At 62.6% G+C, this 16,223-nt stretch carries 22 protein-coding genes; 8 read left to right on the forward strand and 14 right to left on the reverse strand.

Annotated elements, in window-relative coordinates; genetic code table 11:
* Nucleotides 1–356: 356 nt before the first annotated feature.
* The gene (locus tag JWJ88_RS12855) at nucleotides 357–929 is read right to left on the reverse strand and encodes a LuxR C-terminal-related transcriptional regulator (protein WP_205295348.1); all 573 of its coding nucleotides are present in this window, start codon (nucleotides 927–929) and stop codon (nucleotides 357–359) included.
* 117 nt (nucleotides 930–1,046) lie between these two features.
* Between JWJ88_RS12855 and JWJ88_RS12860 the strand changes: the two genes are divergently transcribed.
* Together JWJ88_RS12860 and JWJ88_RS12865 are read left to right on the forward strand one after the other, a co-directional pair.
* Nucleotides 1,047–1,760, forward strand: a complete 714-nt coding sequence (locus JWJ88_RS12860) for a CoA transferase subunit A (RefSeq protein WP_205295349.1) — start codon at nucleotides 1,047–1,049, stop codon at nucleotides 1,758–1,760.
* Entirely contained in the window at nucleotides 1,760–2,404 is a 645-nt protein-coding gene (locus tag JWJ88_RS12865) for a 3-oxoacid CoA-transferase subunit B (protein ID WP_205295350.1), read from the forward strand. Before JWJ88_RS12860 ends, JWJ88_RS12865 begins: the two co-directional genes overlap by 1 nt.
* 467 nt (nucleotides 2,405–2,871) lie before the next feature.
* Here the strand turns inward: JWJ88_RS12865 and JWJ88_RS12870 are convergent, their stop codons facing one another.
* From JWJ88_RS12870 to JWJ88_RS12895, 6 genes are all read right to left on the reverse strand, one after another.
* On the reverse strand, nucleotides 2,872–3,492 hold the full coding sequence (locus JWJ88_RS12870; protein ID WP_205295351.1) for a class I SAM-dependent methyltransferase: 621 nt from the start codon (nucleotides 3,490–3,492) through the stop codon (nucleotides 2,872–2,874).
* 9 nt (nucleotides 3,493–3,501) lie between these two features.
* Nucleotides 3,502–4,245, reverse strand: coding sequence for a CDP-diacylglycerol--serine O-phosphatidyltransferase (pssA, locus tag JWJ88_RS12875; RefSeq protein WP_205295352.1), 744 nt, complete (start codon nucleotides 4,243–4,245; stop codon nucleotides 3,502–3,504).
* Nucleotides 4,245–4,925: a phosphatidylserine decarboxylase gene (locus JWJ88_RS12880; protein ID WP_205295353.1), complete on the reverse strand. Its 681-nt coding sequence runs from the start codon at nucleotides 4,923–4,925 to the stop codon at nucleotides 4,245–4,247. Before JWJ88_RS12880 ends, pssA begins: the two co-directional genes overlap by 1 nt.
* Nucleotides 4,926–5,074: 149 nt before the next feature.
* On the reverse strand, nucleotides 5,075–6,349 hold the full coding sequence (locus tag JWJ88_RS12885) for a solute carrier family 23 protein (RefSeq protein ID WP_205295354.1): 1,275 nt from the start codon (nucleotides 6,347–6,349) through the stop codon (nucleotides 5,075–5,077).
* 208 nt (nucleotides 6,350–6,557) lie between these two features.
* Nucleotides 6,558–7,166 (reverse strand): cytochrome b/b6 domain-containing protein, encoded by a 609-nt coding sequence (locus tag JWJ88_RS12890; RefSeq protein ID WP_205295355.1) that lies wholly within the window; start codon nucleotides 7,164–7,166, stop codon nucleotides 6,558–6,560.
* A gap of 1 nt (nucleotide 7,167) precedes the next feature.
* Entirely contained in the window at nucleotides 7,168–7,623 is a 456-nt protein-coding gene (locus JWJ88_RS12895) for a c-type cytochrome (RefSeq protein ID WP_205295356.1), read from the reverse strand.
* A 168-nt stretch (nucleotides 7,624–7,791) separates the two neighbouring features.
* Here JWJ88_RS12895 and JWJ88_RS12900 point away from each other — a divergent pair, with 168 nt between their 5' ends.
* Nucleotides 7,792–8,112, forward strand: coding sequence for an ArsR/SmtB family transcription factor (locus tag JWJ88_RS12900; RefSeq protein WP_205295357.1), 321 nt, complete (start codon nucleotides 7,792–7,794; stop codon nucleotides 8,110–8,112).
* Nucleotides 8,113–8,139: 27 nt separating this feature from the next.
* Here JWJ88_RS12900 and JWJ88_RS12905 read toward each other — a convergent pair whose 3' ends face one another.
* Genes JWJ88_RS12905 through JWJ88_RS12920 form a run of 4 tightly spaced genes read right to left on the reverse strand, consistent with a single transcriptional unit; the run spans nucleotide 8,140 to nucleotide 10,100 of the window.
* Nucleotides 8,140–8,577 carry a YeeE/YedE family protein gene (locus tag JWJ88_RS12905; RefSeq protein ID WP_205295358.1) on the reverse strand — a complete coding sequence of 146 codons (438 nt, stop codon included), beginning with the start codon at nucleotides 8,575–8,577 and terminating at the stop codon, nucleotides 8,140–8,142.
* A 1-nt stretch (nucleotide 8,578) separates the two neighbouring features.
* Entirely contained in the window at nucleotides 8,579–9,004 is a 426-nt protein-coding gene (locus JWJ88_RS12910; RefSeq protein ID WP_205295359.1) for a YeeE/YedE family protein, read from the reverse strand.
* A complete protein-coding gene (locus JWJ88_RS12915) occupies nucleotides 9,001–9,204 on the reverse strand; it encodes a YgaP-like transmembrane domain (RefSeq protein ID WP_205295360.1) in 204 nt (67 codons plus the stop codon). The genes JWJ88_RS12910 and JWJ88_RS12915 overlap by 4 nt, the downstream gene beginning before the upstream one ends.
* Before the next feature lie 2 nt (nucleotides 9,205–9,206).
* Nucleotides 9,207–10,100: an MBL fold metallo-hydrolase gene (locus JWJ88_RS12920; RefSeq protein WP_205295361.1), complete on the reverse strand. Its 894-nt coding sequence runs from the start codon at nucleotides 10,098–10,100 to the stop codon at nucleotides 9,207–9,209.
* A gap of 222 nt (nucleotides 10,101–10,322) precedes the next feature.
* On the opposite strand from JWJ88_RS12920, the gene JWJ88_RS12925 reads away from it, so the two are divergent.
* The 4 genes from JWJ88_RS12925 to JWJ88_RS12940 all read left to right on the forward strand — a co-directional run bounded on the left by JWJ88_RS12925 (nucleotide 10,323) and on the right by JWJ88_RS12940 (nucleotide 13,319).
* Complete coding sequence (locus JWJ88_RS12925; protein WP_205295362.1) at nucleotides 10,323–10,637, forward strand: ribbon-helix-helix domain-containing protein; 315 nt, start codon at nucleotides 10,323–10,325, stop codon at nucleotides 10,635–10,637.
* 103 nt (nucleotides 10,638–10,740) lie between these two features.
* Nucleotides 10,741–11,136 (forward strand): VOC family protein, encoded by a 396-nt coding sequence (locus JWJ88_RS12930; RefSeq protein WP_205295363.1) that lies wholly within the window; start codon nucleotides 10,741–10,743, stop codon nucleotides 11,134–11,136.
* A gap of 50 nt (nucleotides 11,137–11,186) precedes the next feature.
* A complete protein-coding gene (locus JWJ88_RS12935) occupies nucleotides 11,187–11,729 on the forward strand; it encodes a Twin-arginine translocation pathway signal (RefSeq protein WP_205295364.1) in 543 nt (180 codons plus the stop codon).
* 9 nt (nucleotides 11,730–11,738) lie between these two features.
* Complete coding sequence (locus tag JWJ88_RS12940; RefSeq protein WP_205295365.1) at nucleotides 11,739–13,319, forward strand: GMC family oxidoreductase; 1,581 nt, start codon at nucleotides 11,739–11,741, stop codon at nucleotides 13,317–13,319.
* Nucleotides 13,320–13,388: 69 nt separating this feature from the next.
* On the opposite strand, the gene minE is transcribed toward JWJ88_RS12940, so the two are convergent.
* From minE to minC, 3 genes are read right to left on the reverse strand one after another with little or no spacing between them, the layout of a single operon-like run.
* Nucleotides 13,389–13,655 (reverse strand): cell division topological specificity factor MinE, encoded by a 267-nt coding sequence (gene minE / locus JWJ88_RS12945; protein ID WP_205295366.1) that lies wholly within the window; start codon nucleotides 13,653–13,655, stop codon nucleotides 13,389–13,391.
* A 2-nt stretch (nucleotides 13,656–13,657) separates the two neighbouring features.
* Complete coding sequence (gene minD / locus JWJ88_RS12950; protein WP_205295367.1) at nucleotides 13,658–14,476, reverse strand: septum site-determining protein MinD; 819 nt, start codon at nucleotides 14,474–14,476, stop codon at nucleotides 13,658–13,660.
* A gap of 23 nt (nucleotides 14,477–14,499) precedes the next feature.
* Nucleotides 14,500–15,249 (reverse strand): septum site-determining protein MinC, encoded by a 750-nt coding sequence (gene minC, locus JWJ88_RS12955; protein WP_205295368.1) that lies wholly within the window; start codon nucleotides 15,247–15,249, stop codon nucleotides 14,500–14,502.
* A gap of 319 nt (nucleotides 15,250–15,568) precedes the next feature.
* Between minC and JWJ88_RS12960 the strand changes: the two genes are divergently transcribed.
* Nucleotides 15,569–16,216, forward strand: coding sequence for a phosphoribosyltransferase (locus JWJ88_RS12960; protein WP_322985245.1), 648 nt, complete (start codon nucleotides 15,569–15,571; stop codon nucleotides 16,214–16,216).
* Nucleotides 16,217–16,223 lie beyond the last annotated feature (7 nt).

Here is a 16,223-nt window from a genome sequence, read left to right on the forward strand (position 1 = left end):
TGCAATATAGGATGACCTGCCAACTTCCACGCCACTAGCAACCTTGGGCGTTTTTATGCCATTGCGCGCGGCAAGCTTAGGTGAACCGATCTGATCGGATTTCTGCAATTAGTTTACATAATTCAGATTATCGAATTCACGACTATCTGGAGGGTGGATTCAAGTTGGAACTGCGACTTTGATGTAAAATCAGCGGATTGCATCAAGGAGAGCTTTCCATGCCCCAACCCTATCTGCATCTCGATCTCGATGAACGACGCAAGATCGCGCGCTGGCATGTCCGTCTTATGTAGTTTGATGCCATCCAACCGGAACCGGACGCCGCTCAAGCCGCCAGCTCCGCTGACGGCCCGCCGCTAACCCGAGCCGATATCCAGCAGCCGGCGCACCAGTTCGAAACTGTTGCGCACGCCCATCTTGCGGATCATGTTCGCGCGATGGACCTCGACCGTGCGGGGTGAGCAATCCAGCGACTTGGCAATCTCCTTGCTGGTGAATCCGTTGACCAGATAGCCGGCAATGCGCTTTTCCGTTGCGGTCAGCAAACTGGCCGCACCCACCGCCGATTCCAGAGGCCGATAAGTCCAGATCGCTAAGCGGTGCGGGTCGTGCTGATCCATGGTCCGACCCCTGCCCTCCATCCAGACGATCCGGCCGTCCTTGCGGCGCATGAATCGCTCGTCCTTGTAAAAAGGCCGTTCGCGCAGAGCCTTGCATGCGCGCTTGCCGACCAGATCGAAATCGGTCTGGCCCGGATAGAGGCAATGCATGGATCGCCCCTCAAGCTCTTGCGGGGTCCAGCCAAAGACTGTCTCAACCATCAGGCTGGCCCGGACGATGACGCGTTCGACCAGAACCAGCGTCGCATCGGGTGCGTTCTGGAAGCCAAGGCCGTCATAATCCCGGGTTTGCCAAACCGGTCGCTGCATCGGATACCTACTCGACTACGTATTCCTACGGATAGTGCATTTTCGCGACATACGACAGGGTTGATCGCGGCGGGCAAAAGGCCGACCGTCGGGGATCAACCAGATCGAGGCGTACGAATGACAGGATCGAACAAGATATATCCCAGCGCGGATGCGGCACTGGAGGGGTTGCTTGAGGACGGAATGCTGATCGCAGCCGGCGGTTTCGGGCTTTGCGGCATCCCCGAATTGCTGATCAATGCGATCCACAAGGCGGGGACCAAGGATCTGACCATCGCCAGCAACAATTGCGGCGTGGACGGGTTCGGGTTGGGCATCCTGCTGGACAGCCGCCAGATCAGGAAGATGATCTCGTCCTATGTCGGCGAGAATGCTGAATTCATGCGCCAATATCTTTCGGGTGAATTGGAGCTGGAGTTCAATCCTCAGGGCACATTGGCTGAACGCATGCGCGCCGGGGGCGCCGGCATTCCGGGCTTTTACACCAAGACCGGCGTGGGCACGGTGATCGCCGAGGGCAAGGAGCATCACGATTTCGACGGTGAGACCTATATCCTGGAGCGCGGCATCGTCGCCGATCTCGCCATCGTCAAAGGCTGGAAGGCCGATACCTCGGGCAACGTGATCTTTCGCAAGACGGCGCGCAACTTCAACGTCCCTGCGGCGAAATGCGGCCGCATCTGCATCTGCGAGGTCGAAGAGATCGTGCCCACGGGCAGCCTTGATCCCGATGCGATCCACCTGCCGGGCATCTATGTCCACCGTCTGATCCAGGGCGAACACGAAAAGCGGATCGAGCAACGCACCACCCGCAAGAAGGAGACCGCGTGATGGCCACCGAAATCAAGGGCTGGGATCGGAACCAGATGGCGGCTCGGGCCGCACAGGAACTGCAGGACGGCTGGTACGTGAACCTTGGGATCGGCATCCCCACGCTGGTGGCGAACTACATCCCCGAGGGCGTCGAGGTGACGCTGCAATCCGAAAACGGCATGCTAGGCATCGGTCCCTTTCCCTATGAGGGCGAAGAGGACGCGGACCTGATCAACGCCGGCAAGCAGACGGTAACCGAGTTGCCGCAGACCGCCTATTTCGACAGTTCGGAAAGCTTTGCCATGATCCGCGGCGGCAAGATCGCCATGGCGATCCTGGGCGCCATGGAGGTGGCTGAGAACGGCGATCTGGCGAACTGGATGATCCCCGGCAAGCTGGTCAAGGGTATGGGCGGCGCCATGGACCTTGTGGCCGGCGTGGGCCGGGTGGTGGTGGTCATGGACCACACCAACAAGGCCGGTGAATCCAAGGTGCTGCGGGCATGCACCCTGCCGCTGACCGGCAAGGGCGTGGTGGATCGGATCATCACCAACCTTGGCGTGCTGGACGTCGTTCCGGGCGGGCTGAAAATCGTCGAGCTGGCCGATGGTATCAGCGAGGCCGAGTTGCGGACAGCGACTGAGGCGGCGATTGTCGGTTGAGGGTTGGAGGGGGCCTCGGGCCCCCTCTTGCGGCTGACGCCGCAATTCACCCCCGAGGGTATTGGGGCAACGAAGAAGCCGGGGGCCGTCATTGCCGGCGACCGGTTGTATGACCAGAAGTGCCGGGTAGTTTCATTCACGAAAGGCATGGCAGTAATGGTGGCCCCGCGCGATGATCCTGCCGCTGAGCCGAAGCCGGCGAAGCATGGCGGGGTTGAGCGCTTGCCGGTTGCCGCGATTCCACCGCTTCCTGAAAGCGATCTGCGGCAAAAAGAAATGCCGGACCCAAGGGCCCGGCAGTCGATACTACGTCAAACCACCACAACTTGACTGATTAGTCAATTAACATAAACACCGATTCGTTGAAACTGGTTTCTAACCAGAAAGCGTCAGAATACCGGTGCGCGCACAACCGCTGGGCGATGAGCATTGCTTTCCCTTGCCTTGGGCAGGCCGTCACCGCAGCCTTAGCCCGCCGCCTTACCCAGCACCAGAAACGTCATCATTCCCAGCGGCGGCAGGGTCCGACGCTCTTCCAATTTCAGGGACTCCTGTCCCAGCACCCTTTCGATGTGGAAATCCGAATGCCAGCCGATGGTGTTGGCCAGAGGGGCGAAAATCCGTTCGACCGCTGCCATCGCACCGCGTTCACGCGCGAAATGGTTGGTGATGACGACCTTGCCGCCGGGTTTGCAGACGCGGGCGATCTCGGCCATCACCTGCTCGGGCTCGGGCACGACCGACAGCACATGCATCGCCGTAACGGTGTCGAAGTGGTTGTCCGGGAAATCCAGCGAACGCGCATCCATCTGCCGCAGCTCATGCACCTGCTTCAGTTCCAGCCGCTGCACCTTGGCGATGGCCTTGTCCAGCATGTCCTGGCTGAAATCGATGCCGGTCACCTGTATCTGCGGGCCGTAATGTTCCAGCGACAGCCCGGTGCCGACGCCGACCTCCAGCACGGATCCGCCGCGGCGATTGATATATTCCACCGCCCGGCGCCGGCCCATGTTGGTTACCGCGCCAAAGGTCCGGTCATAGATCGGCGCCCAGCGGGAATACGAGGATTGGACAGCTTCGATATCCATTGCCGTTCCTTATCGGTTCGAGGGACGTTCCCGGTCAATCCACGCCCAGATCACCATCGCGACATAGGCAAGGCAAAGCGCGATCAGCGTAACCCAGGCAAAAGTCAGCAGCGCCGCCCCGACAAAGGCCACGCCGACCAGCAGGAACTTGACGTTCCCGCGCGATATCTTTGTGGTCTTGAAGGACCAGGTCGGGATGTGGCTGATGAGAAGCAGCCCCACCAGTATCATATGCAGGCAGATAAGGATCTGCGGCAACACCGGCCGATCGGCAAAGGCAAAGGACACATACATCGGCAGCATCACCAACAGCGCCCCAGCCGGCGAGGGGATGCCTTCGAAATAGGCACTGTCCCGACACGGATCATCGGATTTGGTCGAGACATTGAAACGCGCAAGCCGGATCACGCAGCAGACGGCAAAGACCAGCACGCTGATCCAACCCAGCCCGCGAAAGTCCTTCAGTGCCCAGAAATACAGGATCAGCGGTGGGGCCACGCCGAAATTCAGGAAATCAGCCAGCGAATCCAGCTCGGCCCCGATCTTGCTGGAGGACCCCAGAAGCCGCGCGATCCGTCCGTCTATGCCGTCAAGGATGCCTGCGGCGATGATCAGCAGCGCTGCCAGCATGTATTCGCCCTGCATGCCACAGCGGATGGCGGTCAGCCCGGCGCAAACCGCAACGATGGTCAGCATGTTCGGCAACAACTGGACCAGCGAAAATTCGGTCTGCGGGCCGGTCGGCTGATCCATCACGCCTCCGCCTGCTGGGCCTGCGGCAGTTCGGCGATGACCGTTTCGCCCGCGACCATGGTCTGGCCGATGTCGACCAGCGGCACGACGCCCGGCGGCAGATAGACATCCAGCCGCGAGCCAAAGCGGATGAGGCCGAACCGCTCTCCGGTCCGCAGATTGTCGCCCGGTTTCACGAAACAGACGATGCGGCGCGCCACGAGTCCGGCAATCTGCACCACCGCCAGATCGCGCCCGTCGGCCATGCGGATGCGCAGGCCGTTTCTTTCGTTATCGACACTGGCCTTGTCGAGCGATGCGTTGAAGAACTTGCCGGGCCGATAGGCGACCGACACCACCTCGCCCGCGATGGGGCTGCGGTTCACGTGGCAGTTGAACACGCTCATGAAGACGCTGACCCGCGTCAGGGGGGCATCGGCCATGCCCAGTTCGGCCGGCGGCACGGCCGGCTCGATCAGCGACACCACCCCGTCCGCCGGGCTGACGATCAGGCCGGGGCGCAGGGGCGTCACACGCTCGGGGTCGCGAAAGAAGTAATAGCACCAGACGGTCAGGCCGACCCCGATCCAGCCCAACGGCTCCCATATCAGGAACAGCAGCAGCGTTGCCGCGGCAAAGCTTGCCACGAAGCGAATGCCCTCGCGGTGCATGGGCTTGATGAAGGTGTCGCGCATGCGCATTGGCGTTGTCCCCGGCTGAATGGCTGTCACTCATAATGGGATTGGCTCCGCACGCAATAGCGCAGCCTGCCATACATGTTTGTCGGCAGACTTGTGCCCGCCCGGTGGGGCGGCCCCGCAAGCAGCACGGGCCCGCCCCTTGCAAGGCGTCAGCGGCGGCCGATGCCCAGCAGTTGGTAAAGCAGCAGCGCCGCAAAGGTCGAGGTGCCGATACCGCCCAAGGCGAAGTTGCCGATATTGACGGTAAAGTCGCCCGCCCCAAGGATCAGCGCCACCCCCACGGTGAACAGGTTGCGCGGGTCCGAAAAATCGACCTTGTTGTCCACCCAGATCCGCGCCATGGCCGAGGCGATCAGGCCAAAGACCGACACCGCCAGCCCCGCCAGAACCGGCGCGGGGATGGTTTGCAGGACCGCGCCAAACTTGGGCGACAGACCCAGAAAGATCGCGATGACCGCCGCCATGGGAAAGATCAGCGTGGAATAGACCCGGGTCATGGCCATCACGCCGATGTTCTCGGCATAGGTGGTCACGCCCGTGCCGCCGCCCGCGCCCGCCAGCATGGTGGCAAGCCCGTCGCCTAAGAAACCCCGGCCGATATAGCGGTCCATGTTGCGCCCGGTGATTGCGCCCAAAGCTTTGATATGGCCAAGGTTCTCGGCCACCAGCACGATGGCGACCGGGGCGATCAGGCTGATCGCCGACCACTCGAACCGGGGGGCGGTGAAATTCGGCACCCCAAACCAAGGCGCGGCAGCGATGGCGGAAAAGTCGATACCCGGCACCATTCCAAGCCCGTTGCCAAAGCCCAGCACCAGCACATAGCCGAACAGCAGCGCAACCAGAACCGCGATCCGCCGCGTCGCCTGCCGCCCATAGACCGAAACCAGCGCCATGCACAGCACGGTCGCCAAGGCGATGCTGAGGTGGGCATGGCTGCCGTCCAACTGCTGGACCGCCACGGGGGCAAGGTTCAGCCCGATGGACATGCCGATGGCGCCGGTCACGGCCGGGGGCATCAGCTTTTCGACCCAGCCCGAGCCGATGGCCATCACGATCAGGCCGATCAGCGCATAGACAAAGCCCGCGGCGATGATGCCTCCAAGCGCCACGGCGATGTTTGGGTTCGGCCCGCCGCCGGCAAAGCCGGTCGCGGCCATGATGACGGCGATGAAGGCAAAGGAGGAACCAAGATAGCTTGGCACCCTTCCCCCTGTGATCACAAAGAACAAAAGCGTGCCGATCCCAGAGAAGAATACCGCGACATTGGGATCGAACCCCATGATCAGCGGCGCCAGGATGGTCGACCCGGACATTGCCAGCAAGTGCTGCAGGCTCATCGGCACGGCAGCGGCAAACGGCAGCTTTTCATCGGGTAGCACCGTGGCGCCCGCTGCGGGGCGCCAGTCAGGAAAATAGCCCATCACGTCTCTCGGATTCGGTTGCGTGACCAAGCTTTTGGGCGGGTTTGCAGAAAAATTCCAGTGGTAACCGCGCAATGACGCAATGAGCCTGTCCGGGACTAGGCCCCCTGCCCCGTCTATTGCCAGATGCCGGTTGGCATCGGGGGGCGCAAACCGGCGCCCCCCGAGTTCGGCCGCGCGGATGCCAGCCCATCCGCGGGCACGACGGCTACTTGCGGCCGCAAACGCGCTTCCAGCCGACAATCATGGGCCGGATCAGATCCTCGCGCTTCCACAGCCGATAAAACAGGATCGTCGCGACATGCAGCACCACCATCAGCATGATGACCTTGCCCAGAATGTCATGCCAGTTCAATGCCATGCGCGAGATCTTGGCACTGACCATCCGGGCCAGCGGGCCGGTGTTGACATAATCCTGCGGGTCGGCGACCAGTCCGATCGCGGCCTGCGCTGCCAGAACGACCAGCAGTGCGATCACGAACAACCCGCCAAGCGGGTTGTGCCCCGGCCAATAGCTGGGACGCCGCGCCGGGATATCGCGCAGATAGGCGAAGACTGCACGGGGACCGTAAAGACAGCTTCGGAACCGCGCCGGGCGTGGCCCGACAAAGCCCCAAAGCAAGCGAAAGACCAGAAGCCCGATCACTGCATAACCGAACAGGAAATGCAGCGTCATGATATCCGGGCCGAACCTGCCCAACCCCCAGGCCGAGGCAACGCAGATCACAAGCGCCCAGTGAAAGATCCGCAGCGGCAGATCCCACAACCGGATCACCTGCGTCATCTGCTGGGATGCCTCGGCACTGAAATCGCGCATCCTAGAAATCCTTGGCGCGATAGTCGTCGTGGCAGGCTTTGCAGGTCGCTCCAACCTTTCCGACTGCGGGGGCCATCGCCTTATGCCCGTCTCCGGCCACTTCGTTCAGCGCGGCAACCGCCTCGCCAAACGCCATGCCCTTGGCCCGGTAATCGTCGGGCTGCGCCCAGATCGCCGGCAGGGCGCGGGTCTTGCCAGCCAGTTCAGTGTTCGAGGTTCCGGGCATCAACAGGTCGTCATGCTGATATTCGGACAGTACTTTCAGATCGGCCGCAAGCGCCTTGGCCCGGTCGGCGTCATAAGGTGCCTCGCCCTGTGCCATGGCGCCCAAAGCGCCCATTTCCAGACCGACCAGTTTGTAAAAACCGATACGGGCGGCCGCGACATCCTCAGGCTCGGCCGCATGGGCCAGTGCGGGAAGGGTCAGGGCAAGGGCTGCCAGAATCATCTTGTGCATGAAAATCACCTCTTTGCTTGCGGATTTATGGCTCGCGCATGTGAACGAGGGGGTGGGGTAACATTCGTAATTTCGAATATTAATGCGTCAAACTGCCGCCACACAGATTTGTGACGGGCAATTCGGCTTCACCTTGACCGTATATTCGCAACATTGTAGTTATAGAATATGAGTATTAACGTCAGCATAGATCCCGAGGCGATGCGCGCGGCCGCTGACGAGGCAAGCGAGTTCCTGAAATCGCTGGGCAATCGTCACCGGCTGCTGATCCTGTGCCTGTTGGTGCAGGGCGAGAAATCCGTGGGCCAGCTTGCGGATTTTCTGGGCATCCGCGATTCGACGGTGTCGCAGCATCTGGCGCTGCTGCGGCGCGACAGGATCATCGCCGGCCGCCGCGACGGCCAGACGATCTGGTATCGCATCGAAAGCCAGCCCGCACGCAAAGTGATGGAAGTGCTTTACAGCGATTTCTGTGGCCGCAAGGGCTGACTTCTGGCCTCTAAGAATGGCCGCTTCCTATTGCTCGTTATCTGAACGGGCAGCAGACCCGCGCTGAACCGTCTTGGCGACGGCGATTCCCGCGATCATGGCCGCAACGAACAACACCGGCTCGGGACGCATAAGACCGATGGCAGGGATCGCGCCCCCCGGACAAAAGCCCGCCAACCCCCATCCAACACCGAACAGCGCCGAGCCACCCAGTAAGGCCAGGTCGATGTCGCGCCTTTGCGGCAGGTGAAAGCGCCAGTCGAAAACCGGCGCGGCATGGCGCAACACCAGCCGGTAGCCGATAATGACCACCATCAGCGCGCCGCCCATCACGAAGGCAAGGGAGGGATCCCAGGTTCCGGCGATATCAAAGAAGTTCAGCACTTTGGCCGGGTTTATCATCCCCGAAACCGCAATGCCTGCGCCAAAGACCAACCCGATCAGCAAGGCCGACAGCAAGGCCACCTCACATCCCTCCCACCAGGTGGCGCGTCACATAGACCGTCAGCCCCGCCGTCAGCATGAAGCAAAGCGTCGCCATGATCGAACGGCGCGACAACCGCGCCATGCCGCAAACCCCGTGCCCCGAGGTGCAGCCGCCGCTATAGGTCACGCCGATGCCGACCAGCAGCCCGCTAAGCACGGTCATGACCAGCGGCACCGGGCTGTCAAAGGCGATCCTTAGTCCACCCAGCCCGGCCAGCAGCGCGGGTGCGGCAACCGCGCCGGCCAGAAAGGCCAGCCGCCAGCCCCGGTCGCCTTGCGATGCAAAAGCCCCCGCCAGAATCCCGGTCATGCCGGCGATACGGCCGTGCAACGCCATCAAAAGCACAGCAGCCAAACCGATCAACCCACCGCCCAGCAGCGATTGCACGGGCGTGAACTCGGTCATTTCCGACCTGCTGTGCAGATGCCCAGCATCGCCCAAAGCGGGCAGAACCGCACCACGCCGGTCACGACCAGAACCAGCCCGGCAATCACCGACACCCAGGTCCAAAGCATCGAAAGTGCGGTCAGGAAGGGCAGCAATACCAGCACGACGCCCAGTATCAGCCGCAGCGCGCGTTCGGTGCTTCCAATGTTGATTTGCATCTTTAACTCTCCTTTGGTTCAGCCCAGGGGCCCCGCAACAGGTCCAGCGGGATCTTCAGATAGCGGCGGCCGTTCGATTCCGGCTCGGGCAGGCGACCGGCGTTGGTGTTGATCTGCAATGCGGGCAGGATCAGCCTGGGCATCGGCAGGGACCTGTCCCGCGCCTGCCGCGCCGCCACGAATTCGGCCTTGGTCCGGTATCGCGACATATGGATATTGCCGGCCTTTTGTTCGGCAACGGTGGATTGCCACAAGGGCTCGCGCCCGCCGGGGCAATAATCGTGCCCGGTAAACACCCGCATCTCGTCGGGCAATGACAGGATCGCCTGAATCGAATCCCACAGCATATGTGCGTCGCCCCCCGGAAAATCGGCCCGCGCGGTGCCGCTATCGGGCATGAACAGCGTGTCATGCACAAAGACCGCGTCGCCGATGACATAGGTGATCGACGCCAGCGTATGCCCGGGAGAGAACATCACGCGGGCCGGAATATCGCCGACCTGAAAGGTCTCGCCCTCGGCAAAAAGCCGGTCCCATTGCGAACCGTCGGTGGGGAAATCCGGCCAGTTGTAGAATTCCTTCCACAGCTTCTGCACGTCGATTACCTTTTCGCCGATGGCGGTGGGGGCACCGGTCCTGCCCCTTAGGTAATCCGCGGCCGAGAAATGGTCGGCATGGGGATGGGTATCCAGGATCCACTGCACCTCATAACCCCTTTCGGCGATGAAGTTCAGGATGCGGTCGGCCTCGATCGTGGCCGTGGCACCGGATTTCTCGTCAAAGTCCAGCACGGGATCGATGATGGCGCATTTTCCGGTCCGGGGATCCGCCGCCACATATTGCACCGAGCCGGTGCGTGTCTCGTAAAACCCAGTTACGTCCGGGGCATGGGTCATGGAAATCTCTCTCCCTCTGCTCATTGGAGCGATGCCGTAATCTTACATATTCGAGCATACGTATATATGCAATGCAATGCGGGTGCGTCCTATTGCCCATGTTGCCATAGCACACGGGGCCGGCAAGCTCTTAGGACGACAGTGGCAAAGCTGCGCAAGAAACTGGCAAGGCCCGCAACCCGTGCTATGATCGAAAGCCCAGCCAGTTCAGGATAACATGCCATGTGTGAAGTGTTCTCTCGCCAGGATCCGCGCCGTTACCAACCGGCGACCCGCAAGCTGCGGCTGAACGGACAAAGCACCTCGATCCGGTTGGAACAGGCTTTCTGGGACATTCTCGACGAGATCGCCGCAAGCGAAGGCATGGCCACGCCCGCCTTTCTGTCCACCCTGCAATCCGAGGTGCTGCAACTGCGCGGCGAGCCGGTGAATTTCGCCTCGCTGCTGCGCTGCACCTGTCTGGTGCAACTGGAACTGCGCGGCCGCGGCGCGCAGGACTTCCGCAAGGCAGCGGCGCAGGTTGCCAAGGCCGCCTGATCGCGGCCTTTGCGCAAGAAATCCGCCGCGTGGTAACATGATGCTACCCGCAGCGGCCCGGGCCTTCCGATACTGGTACAAAGATCGAAAGGGGAAAGCCCGCATGGCAAAGATTATCCATTCCATGATCCGCGTGCAGGACGAGGCGCGCTCGCTGGCGTTTTACAAGGCGGCCTTTGGGCTTGAGCCCGTCGAGCGGATGGACTTCGACAACTTTACGCTGGTCTATCTGGCGAATGCGGAAAGCAGCTTTGAACTGGAGCTGACCGTCAACAAGGGGCGCGAGGAACCCTATGACCTTGGCGACGGCTATGGCCATATGGCCGTCTCGGTTCCCGACGTGGATGCCGAACACCAGCGCCTGACCGATCTGGGCCTTGCCCCGCGCAAGCTGGTGGATTTCGCCCCCGGCGGCCAAGTGATCGCACGCTTTTTCTTTATCAAGGACCCGGACGGCTACGAGATCGAGGTACTGCAACGCGCAGGCCGTTACCTCTAGGCAGGCGGCCCGGTGGGGAGACCGGGCCAAACCAACTCAGGGAGGAGTTAATGAACATGACCCATCCATCCCCCTCTGGCAGCGATGTCAGGGGGTTGACCCGGCGCGGCCTGCTGGCGCGCGCCCTTGCGGCGGGGGCCACATGCGTGGTCGGCGCCGGCTTCGTGGCCGCCCGCGACGCGGCATGGGCGGTCGAGACCGCCGCGCTGAAACCCGAAACCATGGCGACGCTGATCCAGATGGCGCGCGATATCTATCCGCATGACCGCATCGCCGATCGGTTCTATGCCATCGCCGTCAAGACCCATGACGACCCCGAACAGGCCGGGATGATCGAGGCCGGCGTCAGCGCGCTGGACCTTGTGGCCCAAGGCCAGGGTTTCGACAGCTATCTGGCCGCGGGCTGGGAAAAGGACCGCGTCGCCATGCTGCGCATGATCGAACACACGCCCTTTTTCCAGACCATCCGCGCGGGGCTGGTCACCGGCCTCTACAACCAGAAAGAGATCTGGCCGCTCTTTGGATATGAGGGCGAAAGCTATTCGCACGGCGGCTATATCGAGCGCGGCTTCAACGACATCGACTGGCTGTAGGGGGCGAAAATGGCTGAGAATGTAGCAAAATTCGAACTCGACGACGCGTCGGTCGTGGTCATCGTCGGCACCGGTTCGGGCGGCGGGGTTCTGGCCAACGAACTGGCGCAAAGGGGCGTCAAGGTCGTGGCGCTGGAGGCCGGCGGGCGCTATCTGCCCGAGGATTACATCAACGACGAATGGGACAGTTTCGCGCAGCTAAGCTGGGGCGACATGCGCACGACCTCGGGGGACTGGCGCGTGGCGCGCGACTTTGCCACGTTGCCGGCATGGATCGTCAAGGCGGTGGGCGGCACCTCGATCCACTGGGCCGGCGCCTCGCTGCGCTTTCAGGAACATGAGTTCAAGGCGCTCAGCACCTATGGCCATGTCGATGGGGCGAACCTGCTGGACTGGCCGATTTCGCTGGCCGAACTGGAGCCATATTACGATCTGGCCGAGAAAAAGCTGGGCGTCACCCGCACCAACGACCTGCCCGGCCTGCCGGGGAACAACAACTATCTGGTGCTGGAAAAAGGCGCCAAAGCCGCGGGCTATGAAAAGGTCTCGACCGGGCACATGGCGATCAACTCGGTCGAGAACGACGACCGTATGGCGTGCCAGCAGACGGGATTCTGCTTTCAGGGCTGCAAATGGGGCGCGAAATGGTCCGCCGCCTATACCGACATCCCGCGTGGCGAGGCGACCGGCAATCTTGAGGTCCGCGACCAATGCCACGCGACCCGGATCGAGCATGACGATGACGGCAAGGTCACCGGCGTGCGCTATATCGACAAGGACGGGGCCGAGCAGTTCCAGCGCGCCCGCATCGTCTCCGTCGCCGGCAACTCGATCGAAAGCCCGCGACTGCTGCTTGCCTCGGCATCCGAGCGTTTCCCGGACGGGCTGGCCAACAGCTCGGGCCAAGTGGGACGCAACTACATGCGTCATACCACCGGTTCCGTCTATGCGATCTTTGAACGGCCCGTGCGCATGTGGCGCGGCACCACCATGGCCGGTATCGTGCAGGACGAGGCGCATCACGACCCCGAACGCGGCTTTGTCGGCGGTTATGAGCTGGAGACGCTGGCGCTGGGTATCCCGTTCATGGCGGCCTTCATGGACCCGGGCGGCTGGGGGCGAGAGTTCACCACGGCGCTGGACAGTTACGAAAACATGGCCGGCATGTGGATCGTGGGCGAGGATCTGCCGCAGGAAACCAACCGCATCACGCTGAACCGCAATGAAAAGGACCGCTTCGGTCAGCCGGTGCCCAACGTGCATTACGACGACCACCCCAACGATGTCGCCATGCGCGACCACGCCTATCGCGCCGGTGAACAGATCTATCGCGCGGCAGGGGCGACGCGGATCCTGCCGACGCCGCCCTATCCGTCAACGCATAATCTGGGCACCAACCGCATGTCGGAAAATCCGCGCGACGGGGTGGTGAACAAATGGGGTCAGACGCATGACATCCCCAACCTGTTCGTCTCGGACGGGTCGGTGTTCACCACGTCGGCGGCCGAAAACCCGACGCTGACCATCGTGGCGCTGGCAATCCGGCAAGCCGAACACATCGCCGGCGAGATCGAGAAAGGCGCACTCTGACACAGGAAAGCAGCCCGCCCTGTCACGGGGCGGGCTGTCTTGGGGCCGGTTGACCGACCGCGCTGGATATCAGGCTTTTGCCTGCTTGGCCGAGGGCATCTCGATATTGATTTCCAGACTGGACAGGTCGTCGCTGCGCTCTAGCTTGATATCGACCGCATCGCTGTCGATGTTCATGTGCCGGCGCACCACCTCCAGGATGTCGCGTTGCAGCAGCGGCAGAAAGTCCGGGCTGGTGTCCCCGCTGGCACGTTCATGCGCAAGCAGGATCTGCAGGCGCTCTTTTGCGGTCTGCGCGGAATTGGGCTTTCGCTGGCGGAATGAGAAACCGAACATGATCAGGCCGTCCGTCCCAGAAGCCTTTGGAAGAAGCCCCGGCGCTCTCCGGGGTTGGCCCGCATCTCGATCTGCTCGCCGACCATCCGGCCGACGGCGTCAAGATAGGCTTTGCCCGCCGGCGATTTTTCGTCCAGCGAAACCGGCGTGCCCTCGTTCGAGGCCCGCAGCACCGTGCCGCTTTCGGGAATGATACCCAGCAGCGGGATCGCCAGAATCTCCAGCACGTCCTGCACGCTCATCATTTCGCCGTTTTCCGACCGGCTCTGGTCAAAGCGGGTCAGCAAAAGCTGAGCCTTGACCGCGCTGCCGTCGCCCTTTTCCGCCAGCGCCGACTTGCTGTTCAGCAGGCCCAGCACCCGGTCGCTGTCGCGGACCGAGGACACTTCCGGGTTGGTCACGACCACCGCCTCATCGGCGTAATACATCGCCAGATGCGCGCCACGCTCGATCCCTGCCGGGCTGTCGCAGACGATATAGTCGAACTCTTCGCGCAGCTCGTCCAGCACCGCCTTGACGCCCTCTTTCGTCAGCGCGTCCTTGTCGCGGGTCTGCGAGGTCGGCAGCACGAACAGCTTTTCCAGCCGCCGATCCTTGATCAGCGCCTGTTTCAGCTTGGCGTCGCCCTGAATGACGTTGATGAAGTCAAAGACCACGCGCCGCTCGCAGCCCATGATCATGTCCAGGTTGCGCAGGCCCACGTCAAAGTCGATCACGACCGTCTTGTGGCCGCGCATGGCAAGCCCCGCGCCGATGGCGGCCGAAGAGGTTGTCTTGCCGACGCCGCCCTTGCCAGAGGTGACTACGATAACCTTGCTCACGAGCGTTTCCTTTCGATCATGGGTTATTTGAGGGCCTCGATGCGCAGCACCTCGCCCTGAAGATAGACCTGCACATATTGCCGGGGCGTATCGGCGCCCAGGTTTTCGCTGGTGCGGTAAAGCCCGGCGATGGCCAGCAGCTCGGCATCCAGCGCATGGCAGAAGATGCGCGCCGAGGTGTCGCCGTTCACACCTGCCAGCGCCCGGCCGCGCAGGCGGCCATAGATATGAATATTCCCTGCCGCGATCACCTCGGCCCCGGAACTGACCGAGCCGACGACGATCAGGTCGCCGCGATCGGCGAACACCGTCTGGCCCGACCGCACCGGCTGGGTCACCATGCGATTGGCCGGCTCTTTCGGGGCGGGGGGCGTCGGCACGGGTTCGGGGCGGCTGCCCTGACGCGAGACGCGTTCCAGCGCGGCGTCGCGGCCGCCCGGCAATGAGATCAGCCCGGCCTCGGCGGCTGCGCGGGCTTGTAGGGGCGTGCCGCCCTGAATGCCAAAGACCGACAGCTTGCGGCGGCGCAGTTCGGCGGTCAGGTGTGCAAGATCCTGCGCACTGTCCAGCCCCTCGGCCTGTTCCAGATCGATGACCAGCGGCGCATTGTCAAAGAACAGCGGCGTCTGGTTCAGTCGTGCCTCCAGCGCCTCGAAAAAGATCCGATCCGGCCGGCCGGTCAGATGAAGCGCGATGGCCGTGAAGTTGCGGCCGCGGATCTGTAAAGGCTTCACGGTCGCAACGGTCTGTGCCGCGCTTTTGCCGGATTGCATCTGTCTGCTCGGTTTCTGCTCTGTTTGTTCTTTGTGCCGGGTGGCGGACTGGACCAGCCCGTACCTTGGGCCATCTTCCTAATACGTCCCGGCGCTTGCGTCCATCCGCATATGCCTCCGTCATGATCTTCGGCGGATCCGTGCGCAGAAACCCCGTGTTCTGCCTGCCCCGCGCACCGGACCAGGCCACAGCGGACCTGCCCAGATGATTCGCCCCAAGGCCGGATACGACCGGAGCAGCGCCTGTCACCCATGATTCCCGGCACGGGAACATTCGGCCCAGCAGGGTGTTCTTTCCAGAATCAATTAAAGGGACATGATGTTCGCAAATCGCACGGACGCAGGCCGCCAGCTTGGCGCGGCGCTTTCCGAACACCGGGGCGAATCTCTGCTGGTCCTGGCGCTGCCGCGCGGCGGCGTGCCGGTCGGGCTTGAGGTCGCAAAGGTGCTGGATGCGCCGCTGGACGTCATTTTGGTGCGCAAGATCCGCGCCCCTGCGCACCCCGAGCTTGCCATCGGCGCCATCGTGGACGGCACCCCGCCGCAGTTGCTGCTGGATGACCAGATCGTCGCCGCAACCGGTGCGACGGCCGATCATATCGCCGAAGAAAAGGCCCTTCAGCTAGCCGAGATCCAGCGGCGGCGGCAAACCTATCGCGGCGGGCGCCCCCCGCCCCATACAAGCGGCCGCACGGTGATCGTGGTCGATGACGGCATCGCCACCGGCGCGACCATGCGCATCGCATTAAGGGCGCTGGCGCAATCAGGCGCAGCCAGGGTCATCGTCGCAGTCCCCGTCGCCCCGCCCGAGGTGCTGGAAATAATCCGTGCCGAGGCCGATGAGGTCGTCTGCCTGCGAACGCCCGAGCCGTTCTACGCGGTCGGTCTTCACTATCGCGACTTCGACCAGACCAGCGACGACGAGGTCATCCGCGCGCTGGCCGAGGCTGACCGCGCCAAGGGCTGAAAGCCGG

Source organism: Paracoccus methylovorus (assembly GCF_016919705.1).
GTDB classification, from domain to species: domain Bacteria; phylum Pseudomonadota; class Alphaproteobacteria; order Rhodobacterales; family Rhodobacteraceae; genus Paracoccus; species Paracoccus methylovorus.

What these genes read in the sequence shown, in the direction of transcription:
- JWJ88_RS12915 (WP_205295360.1), bottom strand. Translation starts at nt 9,204, where the DNA reads ATGCAAATCAACATTGGAAGCACCGAACGCGCGCTGCGGCTGATACTG.
- JWJ88_RS12885 (WP_205295354.1), bottom strand. Translation starts at nt 6,349, where the DNA reads ATGGGCTATTTTCCTGACTGGCGCCCCGCAGCGGGCGCCACGGTGCTA.
- JWJ88_RS12865 (WP_205295350.1), top strand. Translation starts at nt 1,760, where the DNA reads ATGGCCACCGAAATCAAGGGCTGGGATCGGAACCAGATGGCGGCTCGG.
- JWJ88_RS12870 (WP_205295351.1), bottom strand. Translation starts at nt 3,492, where the DNA reads ATGGATATCGAAGCTGTCCAATCCTCGTATTCCCGCTGGGCGCCGATC.
- JWJ88_RS12860 (WP_205295349.1), top strand. Translation starts at nt 1,047, where the DNA reads ATGACAGGATCGAACAAGATATATCCCAGCGCGGATGCGGCACTGGAG.
- JWJ88_RS12890 (WP_205295355.1), bottom strand. Translation starts at nt 7,166, where the DNA reads ATGCGCGATTTCAGTGCCGAGGCATCCCAGCAGATGACGCAGGTGATC.
- JWJ88_RS12925 (WP_205295362.1), top strand. Translation starts at nt 10,323, where the DNA reads ATGTGTGAAGTGTTCTCTCGCCAGGATCCGCGCCGTTACCAACCGGCG.
- JWJ88_RS12940 (WP_205295365.1), top strand. Translation starts at nt 11,739, where the DNA reads ATGGCTGAGAATGTAGCAAAATTCGAACTCGACGACGCGTCGGTCGTG.
- JWJ88_RS12900 (WP_205295357.1), top strand. Translation starts at nt 7,792, where the DNA reads ATGAGTATTAACGTCAGCATAGATCCCGAGGCGATGCGCGCGGCCGCT.
- JWJ88_RS12930 (WP_205295363.1), top strand. Translation starts at nt 10,741, where the DNA reads ATGGCAAAGATTATCCATTCCATGATCCGCGTGCAGGACGAGGCGCGC.
- minC (WP_205295368.1), bottom strand. Translation starts at nt 15,249, where the DNA reads ATGCAATCCGGCAAAAGCGCGGCACAGACCGTTGCGACCGTGAAGCCT.
- JWJ88_RS12935 (WP_205295364.1), top strand. Translation starts at nt 11,187, where the DNA reads ATGAACATGACCCATCCATCCCCCTCTGGCAGCGATGTCAGGGGGTTG.
- JWJ88_RS12895 (WP_205295356.1), bottom strand. Translation starts at nt 7,623, where the DNA reads ATGCACAAGATGATTCTGGCAGCCCTTGCCCTGACCCTTCCCGCACTG.
- minE (WP_205295366.1), bottom strand. Translation starts at nt 13,655, where the DNA reads ATGTTCGGTTTCTCATTCCGCCAGCGAAAGCCCAATTCCGCGCAGACC.
- JWJ88_RS12855 (WP_205295348.1), bottom strand. Translation starts at nt 929, where the DNA reads ATGCAGCGACCGGTTTGGCAAACCCGGGATTATGACGGCCTTGGCTTC.
- JWJ88_RS12920 (WP_205295361.1), bottom strand. Translation starts at nt 10,100, where the DNA reads ATGACCCATGCCCCGGACGTAACTGGGTTTTACGAGACACGCACCGGC.
- JWJ88_RS12880 (WP_205295353.1), bottom strand. Translation starts at nt 4,925, where the DNA reads ATGCGCATGCGCGACACCTTCATCAAGCCCATGCACCGCGAGGGCATT.
- pssA (WP_205295352.1), bottom strand. Translation starts at nt 4,245, where the DNA reads ATGGATCAGCCGACCGGCCCGCAGACCGAATTTTCGCTGGTCCAGTTG.
- JWJ88_RS12960 (WP_322985245.1), top strand. Translation starts at nt 15,569, where the DNA reads ATGTTCGCAAATCGCACGGACGCAGGCCGCCAGCTTGGCGCGGCGCTT.
- JWJ88_RS12910 (WP_205295359.1), bottom strand. Translation starts at nt 9,004, where the DNA reads ATGACCGAGTTCACGCCCGTGCAATCGCTGCTGGGCGGTGGGTTGATC.